We start from the raw sequence: 17,309 nt of genomic DNA on the forward strand, positions 1-17,309 counted from the left end.
CGGGATCCTCAGCTCACGCTGTGCGCCCCTTCGACCTCAGTGTCGACGGAAGAACGTGCCGGCTTGCTGCTCAACGGTTCCGTTCCGGTAAAACTCGCGAACACGTGGGCGTAGACCCCGACCGCGGTCACCAGCGCGTCGATGTCCACGTATTCGTCCACAGTATGCGCCACGCCGAGGTCGCCCGGCCCGAACACGATCGACGGAACGCCCAGCTGGTTGCGCATGAACCGCGCGTCCGTGGTGAAGGGCAGGCCGGTCCGGCCGGGGTCGCGGCCGGTCATGGCGCGGCACGACCGTGCCACGAAATCGACGAACGGATGCGCACCGTCGATTTCGGACGGTTCGCAGAACGTCTCCACCTCGAGCTCGTAATCCGTTCCGCGGTACAGGCCCAGCGAGGCGATCCGGTCGATGATGCCCTGCTCGGCGTCCGGTTGCGTCTCGCCCGGGAGGATGCGCCGGTCGATGCGCAGCTCGCACTCCTCCGGCACGACGTTGGGACCGCTGCCGCCCCGGATCATGCCGACGTTGCACGTGGTGGTGCCGAGCAGCGGGTGCGGCGTCTGCGGGAAGACGTTGTCGTGCAGGACCTGCACGATGGCGGCCGCGGTGATGATGGCGCTGCGCCCCTTGGCGGGTTCACTCCCGTGCGCCGGGATCCCGTGGGTGGCGACCTTCGCGAACATCAGCCCGCGCTCGGCGAGGCACAGCCGCAGGCCGGTCGGCTCGGGCACGAGACAGGCGTCGGCGCTCACGAGTCCTTGCCGCAGCAGTTCGGCGGTGCCCCGCGCGCCGCCCAGCTCCTCGTCCGCGACGAGGTGGAACACGACCTCACACGGCAGCTCGAGCTCCAGTGACCGGCAGACCTGCAGCGCGGTGACGGCCGCGGCGATCCCGCCTTTCATGTCGGCGGTGCCGCGGCCGTAGAGCCGTCCGTCCTGCACGCGGCCGCCGAACGGGTCGTGGCGCCAGCCCCCGGCCGCGGCGGGGACGGTGTCCAGGTGCCCGTTCACCAGCAGCACCGGCTTCCCGGACCGGGCGCCGTCGCCGGTCGCGACGAGCAGGCTCGGCCGGCCCGGAGCGGGTTCCACGACGCGCCCCGTCAGCCCCATCCCGGCGAACACTCCGCGCAGGTGCTTCGCGACCTCGGTTTCGCCGCCGGGCGGGTTCTCCGAGCGGAGGCGGACGAGGTCCTGGGTCAGGGCCACCACGGCGTCGACGTCGACCGCCGAGCGGATGCGGTTGGCCAGTGCGGGGTGAGTCATCGCAGTTTCTCCACGTCTTCGTGGCTCAGCAGGCCCGCGTCGGCGATCCGGCCCAGGAACTCCCGCAGCCGCGGGTTCAGCGCCACCGGCCGGGCGAGCTGCTCGCGGGCGGCGTCGACAGCGCCGGAACGCGCGAGCAGGATCGCGCGCCAGAAGTCCGCCTCGGGGTTGCCGGTCATGACCCGGGCCGCCGCGGCCAGCGCGGCGAGCGCCCGGTCGCGGTCGCCGGGGGAGGGTTCCGTGTAGGGGCCGATCATGAGGCCGGGGGCGAACATGGTGCCCGAGACCGCGTCGAACGCACGCCGCTGCGCGAGCAGCCGGCGCAGTTCGGCGATCGGGTCGGGATGGTCGTCGACACGCAGGTCGACCGGCTTGTGCCGCCACGGTTCGCCGGCCGCGTCGCCGTCGACGACGACCAGCGCGGCGCCCTGGCTGCCCCGGATGTCGCCCCCGGCCCGTTCCGCGGTCTCGAGCGCGGTCATCAGCCGTTCGGCCAGGTCGCCGGCGGCGCTTTGGTACGCGGCGAGCATGGCCGGCAGCACGTTCTCGTTGTCGAGCATGTTGCCCTGCACGCTCACCGGGCCGTCGACGATGCCGCCCGCGGCCGCGATGCACGCCCCGCCCGTCCACAGCGCGGCGTTGCCCGTCGTGCCGACCAGCGCGACCTGCCGGACCTCCGGGTGCTCGTCGGCGGCCAGCAACGCGTCGAGGACTTCCTTCGCCGGAGTCCCTTCGGCGAGGCGCGCCAGGCCTTCCTCGCCGTAGCGGCCGTCGACGAAGGCCTGGGTGGCGATCGCGCCGGCCCCGGGCCGGGCCCAGGTCACCCCGGCGCCGGGGGCGAAGAAGTGCGATTCGCAGCCGACGCCGAGCTGTCCGGTCGCCGGATCCCTCGCGACGATGGAGTAGGTCATCGGCCGTCGGGTCCGATCTCGTCGTGGAACGCGCGGATCGCCGCGGCGGTCACGGCCGGGGCTTCGAGCATCGGCAGGTGCCCGAGGTCCACCAGCGTGTGCACCTGCGTGTGGAGGTACCCGGCCAGCTCCTGCGCCATGGCGTCGGGGCAGGTCGGGTCGTGGGTGCCGACGACGACCAACGCCGGCGGCGCGGCCGGCTCGACCTTCGCCGCGGCCGGGCGCGAGTCGGCGAGTCCGAACGTCGTGCGCAGGACCTCCACCACCACGTCGAGCTCGCGCCCGGCCGAGGCCAGCTCGACGAGCCGGTCGGCGGCATCGGGCCGGCTGCCGGGCCCGAGGATCTCGCCGCCGTGGCGCACGAACCACTCCCGCACGCCGAGCCCGCGCAGGTCGGCCTCGGTTTCGTCCAGCGTCGCGCTGTCCCAGCCCAGCCGGAGCGTGGCGCCGAACGCGGCGATGCTGGCGACCCGCTGCGGCGCGGTCGCGGCGAGCTCCACCGCGACGGCCCCGCCGATCGACCCGCAGGCCACGTGGGCCCGCCCGATCCCCTCGGCGTCGAGCACGGCCAGCGCGTCGGCCGCGTAGTCCGCCGGGAAGTACGGCCCCGCAGCGGCCGAGCCGCCGTGGGCCCGGTAGTCGACCGCCACCGCGGGTCCCGGCAGCTCGGCGGCCACGTCCGACCACACCTCGGCCGCGGTGTTGACCGGGTGCAGGTACAGGACCGGCGTGCCGGAGCCCGGCCAGGCCAGGTACGACAGCTCTCCGGCCGGACCCGTGGTGGTCCGCCGTCGTGGGTGCGACATCGCCCCTCGTTCTCTCTGCGCTCAGGCGTCCTGGGGGAACCGCGGCAGCTCGGGCGACGCGATCGGCGACGCGTGGAAGTGCCAGATCTTCCAGACCGGGTTCCCCTTGCCGTCGTCCCTGCGGTAGACCTCGGTCACGCGGAACACCAGCGGCTCGGGGTCCGGCTCCAGCACACCGGTCCCGGTGTCGCCGGTGACCTGGGCACTCCAGTACGCGGTGAGGTACGCGAGGCCGCCCTCGGCGTACACCTTCGGCTCGCCGACGAGCTTCATGTCTGAGAGGTTGAACCCGATCTGGTGCAGGCCCTCCCACAGCTTCGCCTTCTCGTCGACGCTGTCGTACTGGTGGCCGTTGAGGTTGAACTGCAGGTACCCCGGGTTGGCGAAGTTCGGGTACATCTTCTCGATCACGAGATCGTTGTTCGAGTCCAGCCAGGAGCGGTGGACCGCGAGGATCTCCTGGATGTCCTTGTCGGTGTCAGCCACGTTCGTTCTCCTCGTTTCCGGGTGGTCGGGTGGGGAATCGCTGGGGGAGGTGCTCAGCCGAGGCGGGGCAGCACGGCGGAAGCGGTCAGTTCGAGCTCGTCGCCGGCCGTGTCCGCGTTGACCGGGGACAGGACGACGCTCGTGGCGCCCGCGGCGCGCAGCTCGGTGATCCGCGCGGCGACCTCGTCGGGGTCGCCGGCCACGGCGAGGGTGTCGATCCACTCGTCCGGCAGGGCTCCGGCGAGTTTGTCCGGTCCTTGCGGGAGCAGGTCGGCGATGTGGTCGTTGTAGCCGAACGCGGCGGTGAGCGGGTTGTGCGCGCCGACGGCCGTCAGGTAGCTCGCGAGCGCCGGGCGCACCGCCGCGCGGGCCTGCCGGCTGTCCTTGCCGATGCTGAACAACGCGAACGTCGGCACCAGGTGCTCGGTCCGGCCGGACTCGGCCATGCCCGCGCGGATGTGGGTCAGCGCCGACTCGAGGTACGCCGTGCCGGCGAGCACGCTCATCACGGTGCCGTCGGCGATGCGCCCGGAAAGGCGCAGCGACTTCGGCCCGAGCACCCCGGTCACGATCGGCACCGCGATTTCGGGGCGGTGCGCGGCGGTTACCGACCGGAACGTGAATTGCTTTCCCACCGTGTCCACGGTCCCGCCCGCCAGCAATTCCCGGATTCCGTCCACGCATTCGGCCAACGCGGACAACGGCGACTTCGCGGTCACTCCCATCTGATCGGTCCAGAAGGGAACGCCGTGGCCGATCCCCGGGATGAACCGCCCGGGATATGCCCGCGCGAGCGTGGCGATCTCCATCGCCGTGACGGCCGGGTGCCGGGCGACCGACGCGACGATTCCCAGGCCCACCTTGACGTTCTCCGTCGCGCCGAGCGCGAGGGCGGCGCCGGTGAACCCGCCGTAGCAGAAGTAGTCCTCGGCCACCCACACCTCGCCGAACCCCAGCCGCTCGGCCGACGCCGCGAGAGCGGGAATGCGCTCCGGTGGTGTGGACGTCGCCACGAAGACGCCGACGGGAACGGTCTCGGAGCCAGTCATCGGGGACCTCACACATCGCGGTCGGAAGAACGGATCTGGTGACGAGTCTCCATTCGGGACCCGCGCCGGGGCAATTGGCGGTGCGACGAACCGGGACCGGCCACTTTGGGCGATGTGTCAATGGACAGCGGAGCGGCCCGGGATGACGCTTGCGATCGGACCGACCGCTCGTCGCACCCACCACCGGAGGGCTGATCGTGACCCAGCAGCAGGTACCACCAGGGTTGATCGGTGCGCGAGTGCGCCGCAAGGAGGATCCCCGGCTGCTGACCGGCCGGGCGCAGTACGTGGACGACGTCGTGCTGCCCGGGATGCTGGAGGCGGCGGTGCTGCGCAGCCCGCACCCGCACGCGCGCATCCGCAGCGTCGACCCGAGCCGGGCCCTCGCGTTGCCGGGGGTGTTCGCCGTGCTGACCGGTGCGGACGTGCAGGAGCTGTGCGCAGCGCCGCAGCCGGTGATCTGGCTGATGATCCCGGACCAGCGCATGACCGGTCAGTACGCACTGGCCGTCGACAAGGTCCGTTACGTCGGGCAGGGCGTCGCCGTCGTCGCGGCCGTCGACCGCTACGTCGCGGAGGACGCGCTCGCCCTCATCGACGTCGACTACGAGCCGCTGCCCGCGGTCGCGACCCTCGACGAGGCCCTCGCCGCGGACGCCCCGCTGCTCTACGAGGACTGGCCCGACAACGTCAGCTGCCGCCAGACCATCCCCAAGGGCGCCGCGGCCGCCGCGTTCGCCGAGGCCGACGTGGTCGTCTCGGAGACGCTGACCTTCGGCCGGCAGATGGGCACGCCGCTGGAGACCCGGGGCGCCGTCGTGTCCTGGGACCCGTTCACCGACCGGCTCGACGCGTGGCTGTCGACCCAGTCGCCGAACCTCGCGCGCGACCTGTTCGGCGACGTGCTGGGCGTTCCGGTGGAACGGATCCGCGTGCGCACGCCGGACGTCGGGGGCGGGTTCGGCAACAAGTTCGACTTCTACGCCGAAGAAGTGCTCGCCGCGCTGCTGTCGAAGCGCACCGGCCGTCCGGTGAAGCTCATCGAAGACCGGCAGGAGAGCTTCACCGCCAACGCGCATTCCCGCGAGCAGCGGATCGAGGTGTCGGTGGCGGCGAAGGCCGACGGCACCATCACCGGGCTGCGCGGCACCGTCTGGGCCGTGCTCGGCGGTCAGCTCGCCACCGTCGGTATCGGGCCGTGCTGGCTGTCGGCCGCGTTGATGAGCGGCCCGTACGACATCCCGAACGTCGAGACCACGATCGTCGGCGTCGTCACCAACCGCTCGCCCTACGGGTCCTACCGCGGCTGGGGCCAGCCCAAGGGCAACTTCGCGCACGAGCGGATCGTCGAGAAGCTGGCGCACGAGCTCGGCCTGCCCGCCAACGAGGTCCGCCGCCGCAATCTCATCGCGCCGGACAAGTTCCCTTATCCCAGCCCCGTTTTCTTCTACGACAGCGGCAACTACGCGGACTGCCTGAACCAGGCCGAGCGGGCCGTCGCCGAGCGCGGCTGGGCCAAGCGGGTCGGCGCGGCGGCCGACGAAGGACGCGCGCTGGGCATCGGCTACTCGTTCCACATCGAGATCACCGCACTCGGCCCCACGAAGATCATGAACGGAGCCGGCCTGCAGCACGGGTCCTTCGACGAGGAGGTCGTGCGGATCGACTCGAGCGGCGGCGTGACCGTCCGAACCGGACTGTCCGCACTCGGGCAGGGCATCGAGACGGCGCTGGCCCAGGTCGCCGCCGACACGCTCGGCGTCCCGCTGGACTCGGTGACAGTGCTCTCCGGCGACACCGAGTACAACCCGTTCACCGGCTACGGCACGGGAGCCAGCCGGGGCGCGTCCCTCGGCGGCGGCGCGGTGCTGCGGGCGAGCACGCGGTTGCGCGAGAAGGTGCTGCGCATCGCCGGGCACCTGCTCGAAGCTTCGCCGGCGGACCTCGACATCACCGACGGCCGCATCTCCGTGGCCGGCGCGCCGGGTGGGCCATCGGTGACCATGCGCGACATCGGCGACGCCACCTACCGCAGGCTCGCCGGGAACCTGCCCGACGACGAGATCCCGACCCTCGAGGAACGCGACGTGCTCGACCCGGAGAACGTCGCGTTCTCCTACGGCACCACCGCGGTCCTCGTGGAGGTCGACCGGGAGACCGGGAAGACCGACGTGCTCGAGTACCTGCTCGCCCACGACTGCGGCACGGTCATCAACCCGACGATCGTCGACGGCCAGATCCACGGCGGGGCCACCCAGGGCATCGGCGGCGCGCTGTACGAGGAGCTCGTGTACGACACCGACGGGCAGCTGCTGACGAAGACGTTCATGGACTACCTCGTGCCCACCGCGTCGGAGGTGCCGACCTTCGACACGTTGCACATGTCCACCACCGCCGACCACATCCCGGGCGGGTTCAAGGGCATGGGCGAGGCGGGCACGATCGGCGCGGCCTCGGCGATCACCACCGCGATCGAGAACGCCCTGCCGGACCTGCGCCTCCGCCTGAACCGGGTGCCGGTCACCCCGCCGCGGCTGCTGGCCGCGATCGACGACGCCGAGGAGAACGCGTGAAACCCGCTCCGCTCGACCACGTCCGGGCGACGAGCGTCGACCACGCCGTCGCCACGCTCGCGCAGGACGCCGACCGCACCCAGGTGCTCGCGGGCGGCCAGAGCCTGGTGCCCCTGCTCGCCACCCGCCGGATCGACCCCGCGCTGCTCGTCGACATCAACGGGCTGGCCGAGCTGGCGTACCTGCGCGAGGAGGCCGACCACGTGGAGATCGGGGCGCTGACGCGCAACCGCGTCGTCGAGACTTCCCCGCTCACCGCGTCGGCCGCGCCACTGCTGGTGGAGGCCCTGCACCACTCCGGGCACGTGACCATCCGCAACCGCAGCACCATCGGCGGCAGCGTGTCCTTCGCGCATCCCGCGGGCGAGAACCCGACGGCCTTGCTCGCCCTCGACGCGCGGTTCGTGCTCGCCGGCCCGGCGGGACGGCGCACGGTGCCCGTGGCGGAGTTCTTCCGCGGGCCGCACGAGACGACGGCCGCGCCGGACGAGCTGCTCGTGGCGGTCCGCGTGCCCAAAACCGCGCCGGGCACCGGCGTCGCGGTCGAAGAGCTCGCGCGCAGGCACGGCGACTTCGCGATCGTCGCCGTGCTCGCGGCGCTGCGCACCGACAGCGCGGGGCGCATCACCGAAGCGCGGATCGGCATCGGCGGCGCCGGCCCGACGCCGCTGCGCGCCCACGCGGCCGAGACCGTCCTCATCGGACAGTCGCCGTCGGACGAGCTGTTCCGCGCCGCGGGTGCGGAGGCCACCCGGGCCGTCGACCCCGGAACCGACCTGCACGCGCCGGCGGAGTACCGCCGCCGCATCACCGGCGTCCTCACCCGCCGCTGCCTCACCCGCGCACTGTCCCGCACGGAAAGGAACCAGGCCGCATGAGCAGCCGCGCCGTCAGCATGACTGTCAACGGGGAAGCGGTGACCCGCCACGTCGAGCCGCGCCGCACGTTGTCGGACTTCCTGCGCAAGGACTGCGGGAAGACCGGCGTGCACGTCGGCTGCGAGCACGGCGTCTGCGGGGCTTGCACGGTCGTGCTGGACGGGCGCACCGCGCGGTCCTGCTGCACGCTCGCCGCGCAGGCCGAGGGCGCCGAGGTCACGACCGTCGAAGGGCTCGCCGAGGGCGGGCGGCTGCACCCGCTGCAGGAGGCGTTCTGGAAGCACCACGGGCTCCAGTGCGGGTTCTGCACGCCCGGCATGCTGCTCACCGTCCGGGAGCTGCTGGCGGACAACCCGGACCCCACGGACGACGAGATCCGGGCCGGCATCTCCGGCAACCTCTGCCGCTGCACGGGCTACCAGTTCATCGTCGACGCCGTCCGCGAGGCGGCCGCGGTCCTGCGGGCGGAGGTGACCGGCGGCACACGGCCGGGGGAGTCCTGACGGCGTGTCCGGTGGACGTGGAATACTGGATCGGTTATGACTGCCCTCCCCCTTGTTTTCGACGCGCCCAAGCGTGGCCTGCCGCCGCGTCACCTCGCCGACCTCACCTCCGCCGAGCGGGCCGAGGCCGTGGTGGAGCTGGGGGAGAAGGCCTTCCGCGCAAAGCAGCTGTCGAACCACTACTTCTCGCGCCTGACCGTCGACCCGGCCGACATGACGGACATCCCCGCGGCCGCGCGTGAGCGCCTGGTCGCGGACCTGATGCCGTCGCTGCTCACCGAGGTCCGCGCCCTGTCCGCCGACGACGGCGCCACGCGCAAGACCCTCTGGCGCGCCCACGACGGCACGCTGCTCGAGAGCGTGCTCATGCGCTACCCCGACCGCGCCACGCTGTGCATCTCCAGCCAGGCCGGCTGCGGCATGGCGTGCCCCTTCTGCGCCACCGGCCAGGGCGGCCTCGACCGCAACCTGTCCACGGCCGAGATCGTCGACCAGGTCCGCTCCGCCGCCGCCGTCATGCGCGACGGCGCCATGCCCGGCGGCCCCGGCCGCCTGTCGAACATCGTGTTCATGGGCATGGGTGAGCCGCTCGCGAACTACAAGCGGGTGGTTGCGGCGGTGCGGCGGATCACGGAGCCGGCTCCGTCGGGTTTGGGGATCGGTCAGCGTTCGGTGACGGTGTCGACGGTGGGTTTGGCGCCGGCGATCCGGAAGCTCGCTGACGAGAAGATGCAGGTGCGGCTGGCGGTGTCGCTGCACACTCCGGATGACGAGCTGCGGGACACGCTGGTGCCGGTGAACAACCGCTGGTCGGTGGATGAGGTTTTGTCGGCGGCTCGGTATTACGCGGACACGTCGGGCCGTCGGGTGTCGATCGAGTACGCGTTGATCCGGGACATCAATGATCAGCCGTGGCGGGCGGAGCTGCTGGCCAAGCGGCTGCGCAAGCATCTGGGTCAGTTGGTGCACGTGAACGTGATCCCGCTGAACCCGACGCCGGGTTCGAAGTGGGACGCCTCCCCGAAGCCGGTGGAGCGGGAGTTCGTGCGGCTGGTGAACGCGGGGGGCGTAGCCTGCACCGTGCGCGACACCCGCGGCCAGGACATCGCGGCAGCGTGTGGCCAGTTGGCTGCCGAAGGCTGAGTTTTTCGTTTCAGTGATGGGAAAGTTCCTGTGATTTCAACGCCCTGCCTCCTCGACCCGGCGGCGGAAGAGCTGAAGCTGCGCGACATCACCGGCGGGGTGGCGGTGGCTCGTGCGGCCCGCTCGTTGCTGGGCGAGCGGTTCGATTCGGAGAGCTTCATGTACGTGCTGATGCGCGCGTACTCGGTGGACTTCCACGCCGCCCGCGACGCTTCGCGCTGGCAGGGCTTCGGCGAGAGCCCGCGGGCGTTGTCCGACGCGGACCTGGAAGTGCTGCTCGCGCCGTGGGTCGCGACGAAGTAGCTGCGAACACTGACCTGGCTGCTCGAAAGATAATCGGTGATCTCATCGCCGCTGGCGCTGACCAGGATTTGCTGGAGTGGTTGCGCCAGCGTTCGTGTGTGCGCGTTTTGAAGCGTTCGTGAACTGATCCTGAATAAGCGCGCTCTGAGCGTCTCGCTCACCTGAACCGCCCCATCCGCTCGCGCCCTGGGGCGCGTCACGAGTGGCGCAGCTGCGGCCACAACGTCTCCCACGATTGCCGCGGTGCGTTGCACAGCCAGATGGGCACGCCCTGGTTCAGGCCGGCGAAGCCGTGGTCAGCGGCGGACGGTGTCGCCGCCATCCGCACGCACGGCGTGCGCAACTCGGTCGGGTCGGTGCCGACGAAGAGGACCGCGCGGCCGGGGTCCGAGGGCTGGCCGAAGTAGGAGAAGCCGCGGTGGGGGCTGTGGGCGGGAGGCAGGCCGAGGCCGGCGCCGTACCAGTTCAGGGCGCTGGCCTGCCAGTAGTGGTCGGTGATGATTGTCGTCGTGGCGGGTAGGCGGTTGTAGGCGGTCGCGACTGCGTCGGTGAAGGTGCTCCAGTCTTGTTCGGACCGGGATTCGAGGGTGGCGCCGGTGGCCCAAGAAAAAGGTCCGCCCGCGAGCAGGCTGATGACCAAGACGACGGCGCCGGAGAAAGCGGATACGCCCACCGAAGCGATGCGTCGCCACCAGTGCGATCCCACCGTGGTACTGATGCGGGCCGTGGCGGCGGCCCAGCAGACGGGGAACAGGCCGGCGCAGTAGTAGTACCGCCCGCCGGCCACGAGCATCACGGCGGCGACGGCGACGCAGGTCCAGCCCAGAAAGCGGTACGGCGCGAAGCGGCTGTCGCGGAGCAAGGTCCAGCAGCCGTAAACCGCCAGGGCGGCGCCGGCGAGTGCGCCGTTGGACGCGAGCGTCAGGGGCAGCACGGCGACTTTGCCACCGGCGAACTCGCCGGTCTCCTGGGCGACGACGGGGACGAGCGTCAGCTGCGGGAAGCCGTGAAACCCTTGCCAGATCAGGTAAGGCGACGCGCCGGCGACAGCGAGCGCGGCCAGTTTCCCCAGCCCGGTCCACGGCACGCGCCGCCGCCGGGTCGCGAGCAGCACGGCGGCGCAGCACACCCAGAACACGGCGATCAGTGGCTTGACCGTGAACGCCACCCCCGCGAGAAGTCCCATGCCCCACCAGAGACGGTCGGAGCCGGTTCGCGCCCAGCGCACCAGCAGCACCGTCGTGGCGATCCACAGCGGGATGTCGAACGTCTGGGTCAGCAGCAGCGATCCCGTGTCGAGCACCCGCGGCGAGGCGGCGTACGCGGCCGCCGCGGCGGTCTGCGCCCAGCGGCCGCCGCCGAACTCCCGCGCGAGCAGCGCGGTGAGCAGGACACCGGCGACCGTGGCGAGCACCGCCGGAACCCGCAAGGTCAACGGTGAACCGTCGCCGAGCCACGCCAGGAACGGCACCAGTGCGCCCTGATCCGCGTAGCCCCACGACAGGTGCTCGGCCGCGGACAGGAAGTAGAGCTCGTCGCCGTGGAGGCTCTGCCGCCCGGCCTCGACGAGCAGCGCGAGCGCGGTGCACAGCGCCACGACCGAGATCGCCGGCCACGCGAAGGGCCGAGCGACGGCAACGCGAGGTTCCAGGGGACTGCGGATGATCACCATGGCGCCACTATGCATAGCGAGTATACTTCGCGTGTATAGATGAAGTAAGCGCAGGTCAGGGGGCCCTCAGTCGAGCAAACGTCGTTACCGAGACCCCAGCGTCTCCGAAGGCGACCGGTGATACGCCTTCCGGTACTCCGCGGCGAACCGGCCGTAGTGCAGGAAGCCCCACACGTACGCGACCGACGTCGCCGTCACCGTCTCGGGGGTCGGCCTCCAGGAGCGCGGCGTGCGCGCCTGATCTGGCGCAGGTACCGCACGGGCGGAACGCCGACGTGACGCCGGAAGCCCACTTCGAGAGCGCGGGCGCTCAGCCCCGCCGCGTGGGCGATCTGCCCGACAGTGCGGAACTTCATGGGGTCTTCCTCGATCGCCATCGTCACACGCCGGATGGCCCGGGGATTGCTGTCGCCGGTCTTCGCCCCGAGCTGGTCGCTGTAGTTGTGGCGGTGGCTCACGAGCATGCCGGCCATCGCGAGCCGGCTGAGGCGCTCGGCCGTCGCGGGCAGTGCCATGAGGGAGTCGGGCTCGGCCAGCTCGGCGGTGAGAATGCCCAGCGACCGGCGCAACGCCGACCCCGACGTGGTGTCGTCGGTCTCCGGCTCGAAGTGCAGCGGCCGGTCGAGCACCCGGCCCAGCATCATGGCCGGCTCCTGCTCCAGCGCGGTCCGCTCGATCGCCACCTTCACCCGAGCCTCGCCAAGCTGCTCGGCCGAGGCCGACCGGGAAACCTGCTCGTCGTCCGCGGACCTCGAAGCGGTGCCCGCGCTAGCGCACCTCGAAGACGTCGACCTTCACCGTCGACTGCGTGCGCGCGCCCTTGGCGACGGTGACCACGCGGTTGAGCCACTCGGTCCGCGGGCCGGCGGCTTCGAAGAGCAGGCATTCGCGGAAGTAGTACGAGTGCGGGTCGACGGCTTCGCCCGCTGCCATTCGCCGCAGGACGTCCGCGGGGCCGTGGCGCAGGCCGCGGCCGGTCAGGTAGACGAGGTCGTCGTGGTCGGTGCGCAGGGTTGCGCGCACGTCGATCTCGGCGACGCCGTCGGGGCGGACGAGCTGGAAGTCGGCGCCGCCGGGAAGGACCTCGCCGCTGAGGCGCTCGCCGGTGAAGGTGCCGCCCAGGATGTCGATCACGCGGCGCTCGCCGTGGGGTCCGTTGTGGACGGTCTTCGGCGGGGCGAGCCGGACGTCGAGGGTGAACAGGGGCACGAGGTCGAGCACGGGACGGGCTCCTTCGCTTGGCGGCACGGTGATCGCCACTGTAGTACACTCGTGTACGAAATATTCGTGCACGAGAGGTTGGAGGGATCGTGGCCGGGCTGAGGAGCAACCACGTGATCATGTTGCGCCGGGCCGTGCAGGCCACCACCGCGTGCTGGCAGGAACGCATCACGGAGATCACGCCGCCGCAGTACACGGTGCTGCTCGCGCTCGAGAGCAGTCCGCAGTCGAGCCTCACCGAGGTCACCGCGACGACGATGATCGACTCCGCCACGCTCACGCCGCTGGTCTCCCGCCTCGTCGAACGCGGCCTGCTGACCCGCACGACGGACCCGGCCAGCGCGCGCCGGAAGCTGCTGAGCCTCACCGACGAGGGTGCGGCCGTGCTGAAGAAGGTCAAGCCCCGCGCCCGCGCCGCCGAGAAGGCGAGCCTCGAAGCGCTGAGCGCCGACGAGCGGGAGCAGCTGCTGAAGTTGACGACGAAGATCGTCGACCATCACCGCGGACGGAACGCGTGATGACCGACCCTGCCGTCGCGCGCAGTGCCGAGCTCGAAGCGGAGATCCTCGCCGCGCCGTCGGGCTTCCGCGTCCTGACCGGCGACCGCCCGACCGGGCCGCTGCACCTGGGCCACTACTTCGGCACGCTGCAGAACCGCGTCCGCCTGCAGAACCTCGGCGTCGACACGATCCTGGTCATCGCCGACTACCAGGTGCTGACCGACCGCGACGTCGCCGACGACCTGCCCGGCCACGTCCGCGAGCTGGTGCTCGACTACCTCGCCGCCGGCATCGACCCCGCCCGCTCGACGGTCTTCACCCACAGCGCGCTGCCGGCGCTCAACCAGCTGCTGCTGCCGTTCCTCAGCCTGGTCACGGTGCCCGAGCTGCAGCGCAATCCGACCGTCAAGGACGAGATCGCGCACTCCCGTCAGGGTGCGGTCAGCGGCCTGATGTTCACCTACCCCGTGCACCAGGCGGCGGACATCCTGTTCTGCAAGGCCAACCTCGTCCCGGTGGGCCGCGACCAGCTCCCGCACCTCGAGCTGACGCGGACCGTCGCGCGCCGGTTCAACGACCGCTACGGCCGCGTCTTCCCGGAGCCGGAGGCGCTGTTGTCCTCGGCGCCGTCGTTGCTGGGCACGGACGGCCGGAAGATGAGCAAGAGCCGCGGCAACGCGATCGCGCTGCGGGCTTCGGCGGACGAGACGGCCCGGCTTCTCAAAGGCGCCAAGACGGATTCCGAGCGCGTGATCACCTACGAGTCCGAGCGGCGGCCGGAGGTGTCGAGCCTGGTGCTGCTGGCCGCGCTGTGCCGCGGCGTCGATCCACAGGCGATCGCGGAGGAGGCGGGCGCCGGTGGTGGCGGCGCGCTCAAGCGCATCGTGACCGACGCGGTCAACGACCACTTCGCGCCGATCCGCCGGCGCCGGGCCGAGTTCGCCGGTGACCCGGCCCTCGTGCTCTCGCTGCTGCGCGACGGCAACGCCCGTGCGGGCGCCACGGCGGAGGCGACGCTCGCCGAGGTGCGGGAGGCGATGTCCACGGTGTACTGAACCGGAGACCGCGAGTACCACAGAAAACGCGAATGTCGTATTCGCTGTCGACCTCGCTTTACCTCGGGCTTTGTGCTGCGAAAAACGGTTTCGGAAAATCCGGCCTGCCGGAGACTCGATTTCCGTCGGAATCGGCTCAAGTTTCGCGTGCGCACCTGGCGTCGGTGCAAATCGGCGGATTACATGGCGGCGACCCCACACTGATGCGGAGAGCCGAGATGACTGAGACCACCACCCCGCGCGTCGCCGTCGTGACCGGCGGTTCCGGCGGGATCGGCCGGGCCGTGGCCACGCGCCTGGCCGCCGACGGCATGCACGTGCTCGTGCACTACTCGGGTGGGCAGGCCCGGGCCGACGAGGTGGTCGAGGAAATCACCGCCGCCGGTGGCGTCGCGAGCACCGCGCAGGCCGACGTCGCCGACGAGGTCGAGGTCGCGGCCATGTTCGACGCCGCGGAGCAACGGTACGGCGGCCTCGATGTCGTCGTGCACACCGCCGGGATCATGCCGTTGTCGCCGTTCCTCGATCTGAAGCTCGACGAGCTGGACCGCATCCACCGCACGAACATCCGCGGCACCTTCGTCGTCAGCCAGGAGGGCCTGCGCCGGATGCGCGCGGGCGGCGCGCTGATCAACACCTCGACCTCGGTGACCAAGCTGCAGCAGGTCAACTACAGCGCTTATGCCGCGTCCAAGGGCGCGATCGAGGCGATCACGCTGATGCTGGCGCGGGAAATGCGCGGGCGCGACATCACGGTCAACACCGTGTCCCCGGGGCCGACGGAAACACCGCTGTTCACCAACGGCAAGTCGCAGGAGCTGATGGACCGCATCGCGGCGCAGTCGCCCATGGAGCGGCTCGGTCAGCCCGAGGACATCGCCGAGGTCGTCGCCTTCCTCGCCGGTCCGGGCCGTTGGATCAACGGCCAGGTCATCTTCGCCAACGGTGGGGTCATCTGAATTTCCCCGGTTCACCCATCGGCGACGCGTTCCCGGCGCTCGATCCCGCCGTGCCGTTCCCGCTGCGCGCCGTGGCCCTCACTCGCCTGGGCGCCCCGCTGATCGGCGCCGCTGATGTCGAAGACCTGGCGGCCACGTGCGCGGAGCTGGGACGGCACAGCTTCCTGCTGGTCGCAGCACCGCCCCCGATCAACCGCACCACGGGACTGCCGGTGAACCCCGTCGCGGTTTTCTAGCTGCTCACGTCCATGCGCTGCGTGCCGATCACCGACAACAGCCTCATGGCTTCCTCCGAAGGCGATCCCGGCACGGCCGTGTAGATCACCACGTGCTGGTCGCGGTCGGTCAGGTCGAGCACGTCGCAGTTGACGGTGAGGGGACCGACCACCGGGTGCCGGAACGTCTTGCGCAGGCTCGGTTCTGCGGCCACGTCGTGCGAAGCCCACAGACGCGCGAAGTGCTCGCTGCCGGCGAGAAGGTCGTGGACCAGCTCGGTCACTTCGGGGTCGTCCGGGTAGCGGGCGGCGGTGGCGCGCAGGTTGCGCGCGGCGTAGCGGGCGAACTCGTCGGCGTCGGACACGCCGTAGAGGCGCCGGTCGTCCGACCGCAGGAACACGCGGCGCACAAGGTTCCGGTCGCGCCGGGACAGCGCGGAGAAGTCCTCCATCAGGGCGGCGGCGAGGTCGTTCCAGGCGATCACCTCGTACGTCGCCGACATCACCATCGCGGCGGCCTGCGGCAGCCGGTCCAGCAGGTCCAGGATGCTCTGGCGCACGACGCGCGACGGCCCGGGCCGTCGCGCCGCGGGTTCGCCGGCGAGGTGGTGCAGGTGCTCGCGCTCGGCGTCGCTCAGCCGCAACGCGCGCGTGAGCCCGCCGAGCACCTCGCGCGACGGGTGCGGGCCGCGCGCCTGTTCGAGACGCGTGTAGTACTCGGTCGAGATGAACGCCAGCTGCGCCACCTCCTCGCGGCGCAGCCCCGGCGTGCGGCGGCGCGGCCCCGCGGGCAGCCCGACGTCGGCCGGGGTGATCCGCTCGCGCCGGCTGCGCAGGAAGCCGGCCAGTTCTCGCCTGTCCACGCTTCCAGTATCCCCGCCGCACGGGGCTCAGCCAGGTACTGGCGATGCCTGAATAAGCCCGGCGCGGCGTCGCAGCCTGGGCTTATGGAACTCCACGAAACACCCGGCCTGCTGGCCGGCAAGGTCGCTTTCGTCTCCGGCGCGGGCCGGGGCATCGGTGCCGCCGCCGCGCGCCTGTTCGCCCGGGAAGGCGCCCGCGTGCTGCTGGCGGCCCGCACGGAATCCGAGCTCAAGACCGTGACCGAAGAGATCCGCGCCGCGGGCGGCACCGCCGACTACGTGGTCTGCGACCTCGCCGACGCCGCCGGCGTGCGGGTAGCTGTCGACCGCGCGGCCGAGCTCTACAGCCGCCTCGACATCGCCTTCAACAACGGCGCCACGATCCAGCAACCCGGCCCGATGGACGGCCTGTCGGAGGCCGAGTTCGACCACGTCTACGCGGTGAACCTCAAGGGCGTGTGGCTCGCCATGGCCGCGGAGGTCGCCGTCATCCGCGCGACGGCCGGCACCGGCGCCATCGTGAACACGTCGTCGGTCGGCAGCCTGCGGGGCAACCCCGAGCTGCCCGCGTACGGCGCCATGAAACGAGCCGTCAACAGCCTCACCGAGTCCGCCGCCGTCACCTACGGACCGGAAGGCATCCGCGTCAACGCCATCACCCCGGGCAACACCCTCACCGAGATGATCCGCGCGTGGGAGGCCGAATCGCCGGGCCTGCAGGACCGCCTCGTCTCGGCGACGCCCCTGCGCCGCGGCGCCGACCCGACCGAAATCGCGGAAGCCGCGGCCTGGCTCCTGAGCGACCGCGCCTCCTACGTCACGGGCGCCATCCTCCGCGTCGACGGCGGCGCGGGAGTCTGAGCGGCGAATCCGCGCTCCGGCGACGCGATCCCCGGTATTCTCG

Annotated in this window: 19 protein-coding genes; 10 read left to right on the top strand and 9 right to left on the bottom strand. The window is 71.4% G+C overall.

The genetic code is table 11. The annotated features are described in order from the left end of the window. Positions 1-8: 8 nt before the first annotated feature. From ACQPXB_RS11025 to ACQPXB_RS11045, 5 genes are read right to left on the bottom strand one after another with little or no spacing between them, the layout of a single operon-like run. Entirely contained in the window at positions 9-1,268 is a 1,260-nt protein-coding gene (locus ACQPXB_RS11025; RefSeq protein WP_432851254.1) for a M20 family metallopeptidase, read from the bottom strand. Then, positions 1,265-2,179, bottom strand: a complete 915-nt coding sequence (locus tag ACQPXB_RS11030) for a DUF1028 domain-containing protein (RefSeq protein WP_432851256.1) — start codon at positions 2,177-2,179, stop codon at positions 1,265-1,267. The genes ACQPXB_RS11025 and ACQPXB_RS11030 overlap by 4 nt, the downstream gene beginning before the upstream one ends. Further along, a complete protein-coding gene (locus tag ACQPXB_RS11035) occupies positions 2,176-2,985 on the bottom strand; it encodes an alpha/beta fold hydrolase (RefSeq protein ID WP_432851258.1) in 810 nt (269 codons plus the stop codon). The genes ACQPXB_RS11030 and ACQPXB_RS11035 overlap by 4 nt, the downstream gene beginning before the upstream one ends. Positions 2,986-3,006: 21 nt before the next feature. Further along, positions 3,007-3,471, bottom strand: coding sequence for a YybH family protein (locus ACQPXB_RS11040; RefSeq protein WP_432851260.1), 465 nt, complete (start codon positions 3,469-3,471; stop codon positions 3,007-3,009). Between the two features lie 53 nt (positions 3,472-3,524). Then, positions 3,525-4,520, bottom strand: a complete 996-nt coding sequence (locus ACQPXB_RS11045; protein ID WP_432851262.1) for an LLM class flavin-dependent oxidoreductase — start codon at positions 4,518-4,520, stop codon at positions 3,525-3,527. Positions 4,521-4,717: 197 nt separating this feature from the next. On the opposite strand from ACQPXB_RS11045, the gene ACQPXB_RS11050 reads away from it, so the two are divergent. Genes ACQPXB_RS11050 through ACQPXB_RS11070 form a run of 5 tightly spaced genes read left to right on the top strand, consistent with a single transcriptional unit; the run spans position 4,718 to position 9,920 of the window. Beyond that, entirely contained in the window at positions 4,718-7,093 is a 2,376-nt protein-coding gene (locus ACQPXB_RS11050) for a xanthine dehydrogenase family protein molybdopterin-binding subunit (protein ID WP_432851264.1), read from the top strand. Further along, positions 7,090-7,971: an FAD binding domain-containing protein gene (locus ACQPXB_RS11055; protein WP_432851266.1), complete on the top strand. Its 882-nt coding sequence runs from the start codon at positions 7,090-7,092 to the stop codon at positions 7,969-7,971. Before ACQPXB_RS11050 ends, ACQPXB_RS11055 begins: the two co-directional genes overlap by 4 nt. Continuing rightward, complete coding sequence (locus ACQPXB_RS11060; protein WP_366580943.1) at positions 7,968-8,474, top strand: (2Fe-2S)-binding protein; 507 nt, start codon at positions 7,968-7,970, stop codon at positions 8,472-8,474. The genes ACQPXB_RS11055 and ACQPXB_RS11060 overlap by 4 nt, the downstream gene beginning before the upstream one ends. A gap of 36 nt (positions 8,475-8,510) precedes the next feature. Beyond that, on the top strand, positions 8,511-9,617 hold the full coding sequence (gene rlmN, locus ACQPXB_RS11065; RefSeq protein WP_366580945.1) for a 23S rRNA (adenine(2503)-C(2))-methyltransferase RlmN: 1,107 nt from the start codon (positions 8,511-8,513) through the stop codon (positions 9,615-9,617). Positions 9,618-9,647: 30 nt separating this feature from the next. Beyond that, on the top strand, positions 9,648-9,920 hold the full coding sequence (locus ACQPXB_RS11070; protein ID WP_366580947.1) for a hypothetical protein: 273 nt from the start codon (positions 9,648-9,650) through the stop codon (positions 9,918-9,920). A 196-nt stretch (positions 9,921-10,116) separates the two neighbouring features. On the opposite strand, the gene ACQPXB_RS11075 is transcribed toward ACQPXB_RS11070, so the two are convergent. The 3 genes from ACQPXB_RS11075 to ACQPXB_RS11085 form a co-directional block, all read right to left on the bottom strand. Further along, entirely contained in the window at positions 10,117-11,592 is a 1,476-nt protein-coding gene (locus tag ACQPXB_RS11075) for an ArnT family glycosyltransferase (RefSeq protein ID WP_432851269.1), read from the bottom strand. 194 nt (positions 11,593-11,786) lie between these two features. Further along, entirely contained in the window at positions 11,787-12,281 is a 495-nt protein-coding gene (locus tag ACQPXB_RS11080; RefSeq protein WP_432851271.1) for a hypothetical protein, read from the bottom strand. A 79-nt stretch (positions 12,282-12,360) separates the two neighbouring features. Then, complete coding sequence (locus ACQPXB_RS11085; RefSeq protein ID WP_432851273.1) at positions 12,361-12,813, bottom strand: DUF3237 domain-containing protein; 453 nt, start codon at positions 12,811-12,813, stop codon at positions 12,361-12,363. An 89-nt stretch (positions 12,814-12,902) separates the two neighbouring features. On the opposite strand from ACQPXB_RS11085, the gene ACQPXB_RS11090 reads away from it, so the two are divergent. From ACQPXB_RS11090 to ACQPXB_RS11105, 4 genes are all read left to right on the top strand, one after another. Continuing rightward, positions 12,903-13,331 carry a MarR family winged helix-turn-helix transcriptional regulator gene (locus ACQPXB_RS11090; protein ID WP_432851275.1) on the top strand — a complete coding sequence of 143 codons (429 nt, stop codon included), beginning with the start codon at positions 12,903-12,905 and terminating at the stop codon, positions 13,329-13,331. Next, a complete protein-coding gene (gene trpS / locus ACQPXB_RS11095; RefSeq protein WP_432851277.1) occupies positions 13,331-14,368 on the top strand; it encodes a tryptophan--tRNA ligase in 1,038 nt (345 codons plus the stop codon). The genes ACQPXB_RS11090 and trpS overlap by 1 nt, the downstream gene beginning before the upstream one ends. A gap of 218 nt (positions 14,369-14,586) precedes the next feature. Next, a complete protein-coding gene (locus ACQPXB_RS11100; protein ID WP_432851279.1) occupies positions 14,587-15,327 on the top strand; it encodes an SDR family oxidoreductase in 741 nt (246 codons plus the stop codon). A gap of 50 nt (positions 15,328-15,377) precedes the next feature. Then, positions 15,378-15,563, top strand: coding sequence for a hypothetical protein (locus ACQPXB_RS11105; RefSeq protein ID WP_432851281.1), 186 nt, complete (start codon positions 15,378-15,380; stop codon positions 15,561-15,563). Here the strand turns inward: ACQPXB_RS11105 and ACQPXB_RS11110 are convergent. Beyond that, a complete protein-coding gene (locus tag ACQPXB_RS11110; protein ID WP_366580963.1) occupies positions 15,560-16,405 on the bottom strand; it encodes a helix-turn-helix transcriptional regulator in 846 nt (281 codons plus the stop codon). The two genes, ACQPXB_RS11105 and ACQPXB_RS11110, sit on opposite strands and share 4 nt — an antisense overlap. Before the next feature lie 84 nt (positions 16,406-16,489). On the opposite strand from ACQPXB_RS11110, the gene ACQPXB_RS11115 reads away from it, so the two are divergent. Beyond that, the gene (locus ACQPXB_RS11115) at positions 16,490-17,266 is read left to right on the top strand and encodes an SDR family NAD(P)-dependent oxidoreductase (protein ID WP_432851283.1); all 777 of its coding nucleotides are present in this window, start codon (positions 16,490-16,492) and stop codon (positions 17,264-17,266) included. Positions 17,267-17,309 lie beyond the last annotated feature (43 nt).

It is taken from the genome of Amycolatopsis sp. CA-161197 (assembly GCF_050942255.1).
Lineage (GTDB): Bacteria > Actinomycetota > Actinomycetes > Mycobacteriales > Pseudonocardiaceae > Amycolatopsis.

Bases quoted from the DNA above. Each gene is read 5' to 3' on its own strand.
- ACQPXB_RS11025 (WP_432851254.1), bottom strand. From the start codon at position 1,268: ATGACTCACCCCGCACTGGCCAACCGCATCCGCTCGGCGGTCGACGTC.
- ACQPXB_RS11030 (WP_432851256.1), bottom strand. From the start codon at position 2,179: ATGACCTACTCCATCGTCGCGAGGGATCCGGCGACCGGACAGCTCGGC.
- ACQPXB_RS11035 (WP_432851258.1), bottom strand. From the start codon at position 2,985: ATGTCGCACCCACGACGGCGGACCACCACGGGTCCGGCCGGAGAGCTG.
- ACQPXB_RS11045 (WP_432851262.1), bottom strand. From the start codon at position 4,520: ATGACTGGCTCCGAGACCGTTCCCGTCGGCGTCTTCGTGGCGACGTCC.
- ACQPXB_RS11060 (WP_366580943.1), top strand. From the start codon at position 7,968: ATGAGCAGCCGCGCCGTCAGCATGACTGTCAACGGGGAAGCGGTGACC.
- rlmN (WP_366580945.1), top strand. From the start codon at position 8,511: ATGACTGCCCTCCCCCTTGTTTTCGACGCGCCCAAGCGTGGCCTGCCG.
- ACQPXB_RS11075 (WP_432851269.1), bottom strand. From the start codon at position 11,592: ATGGTGATCATCCGCAGTCCCCTGGAACCTCGCGTTGCCGTCGCTCGG.
- trpS (WP_432851277.1), top strand. From the start codon at position 13,331: ATGACCGACCCTGCCGTCGCGCGCAGTGCCGAGCTCGAAGCGGAGATC.
- ACQPXB_RS11100 (WP_432851279.1), top strand. From the start codon at position 14,587: ATGACTGAGACCACCACCCCGCGCGTCGCCGTCGTGACCGGCGGTTCC.
- ACQPXB_RS11115 (WP_432851283.1), top strand. From the start codon at position 16,490: ATGGAACTCCACGAAACACCCGGCCTGCTGGCCGGCAAGGTCGCTTTC.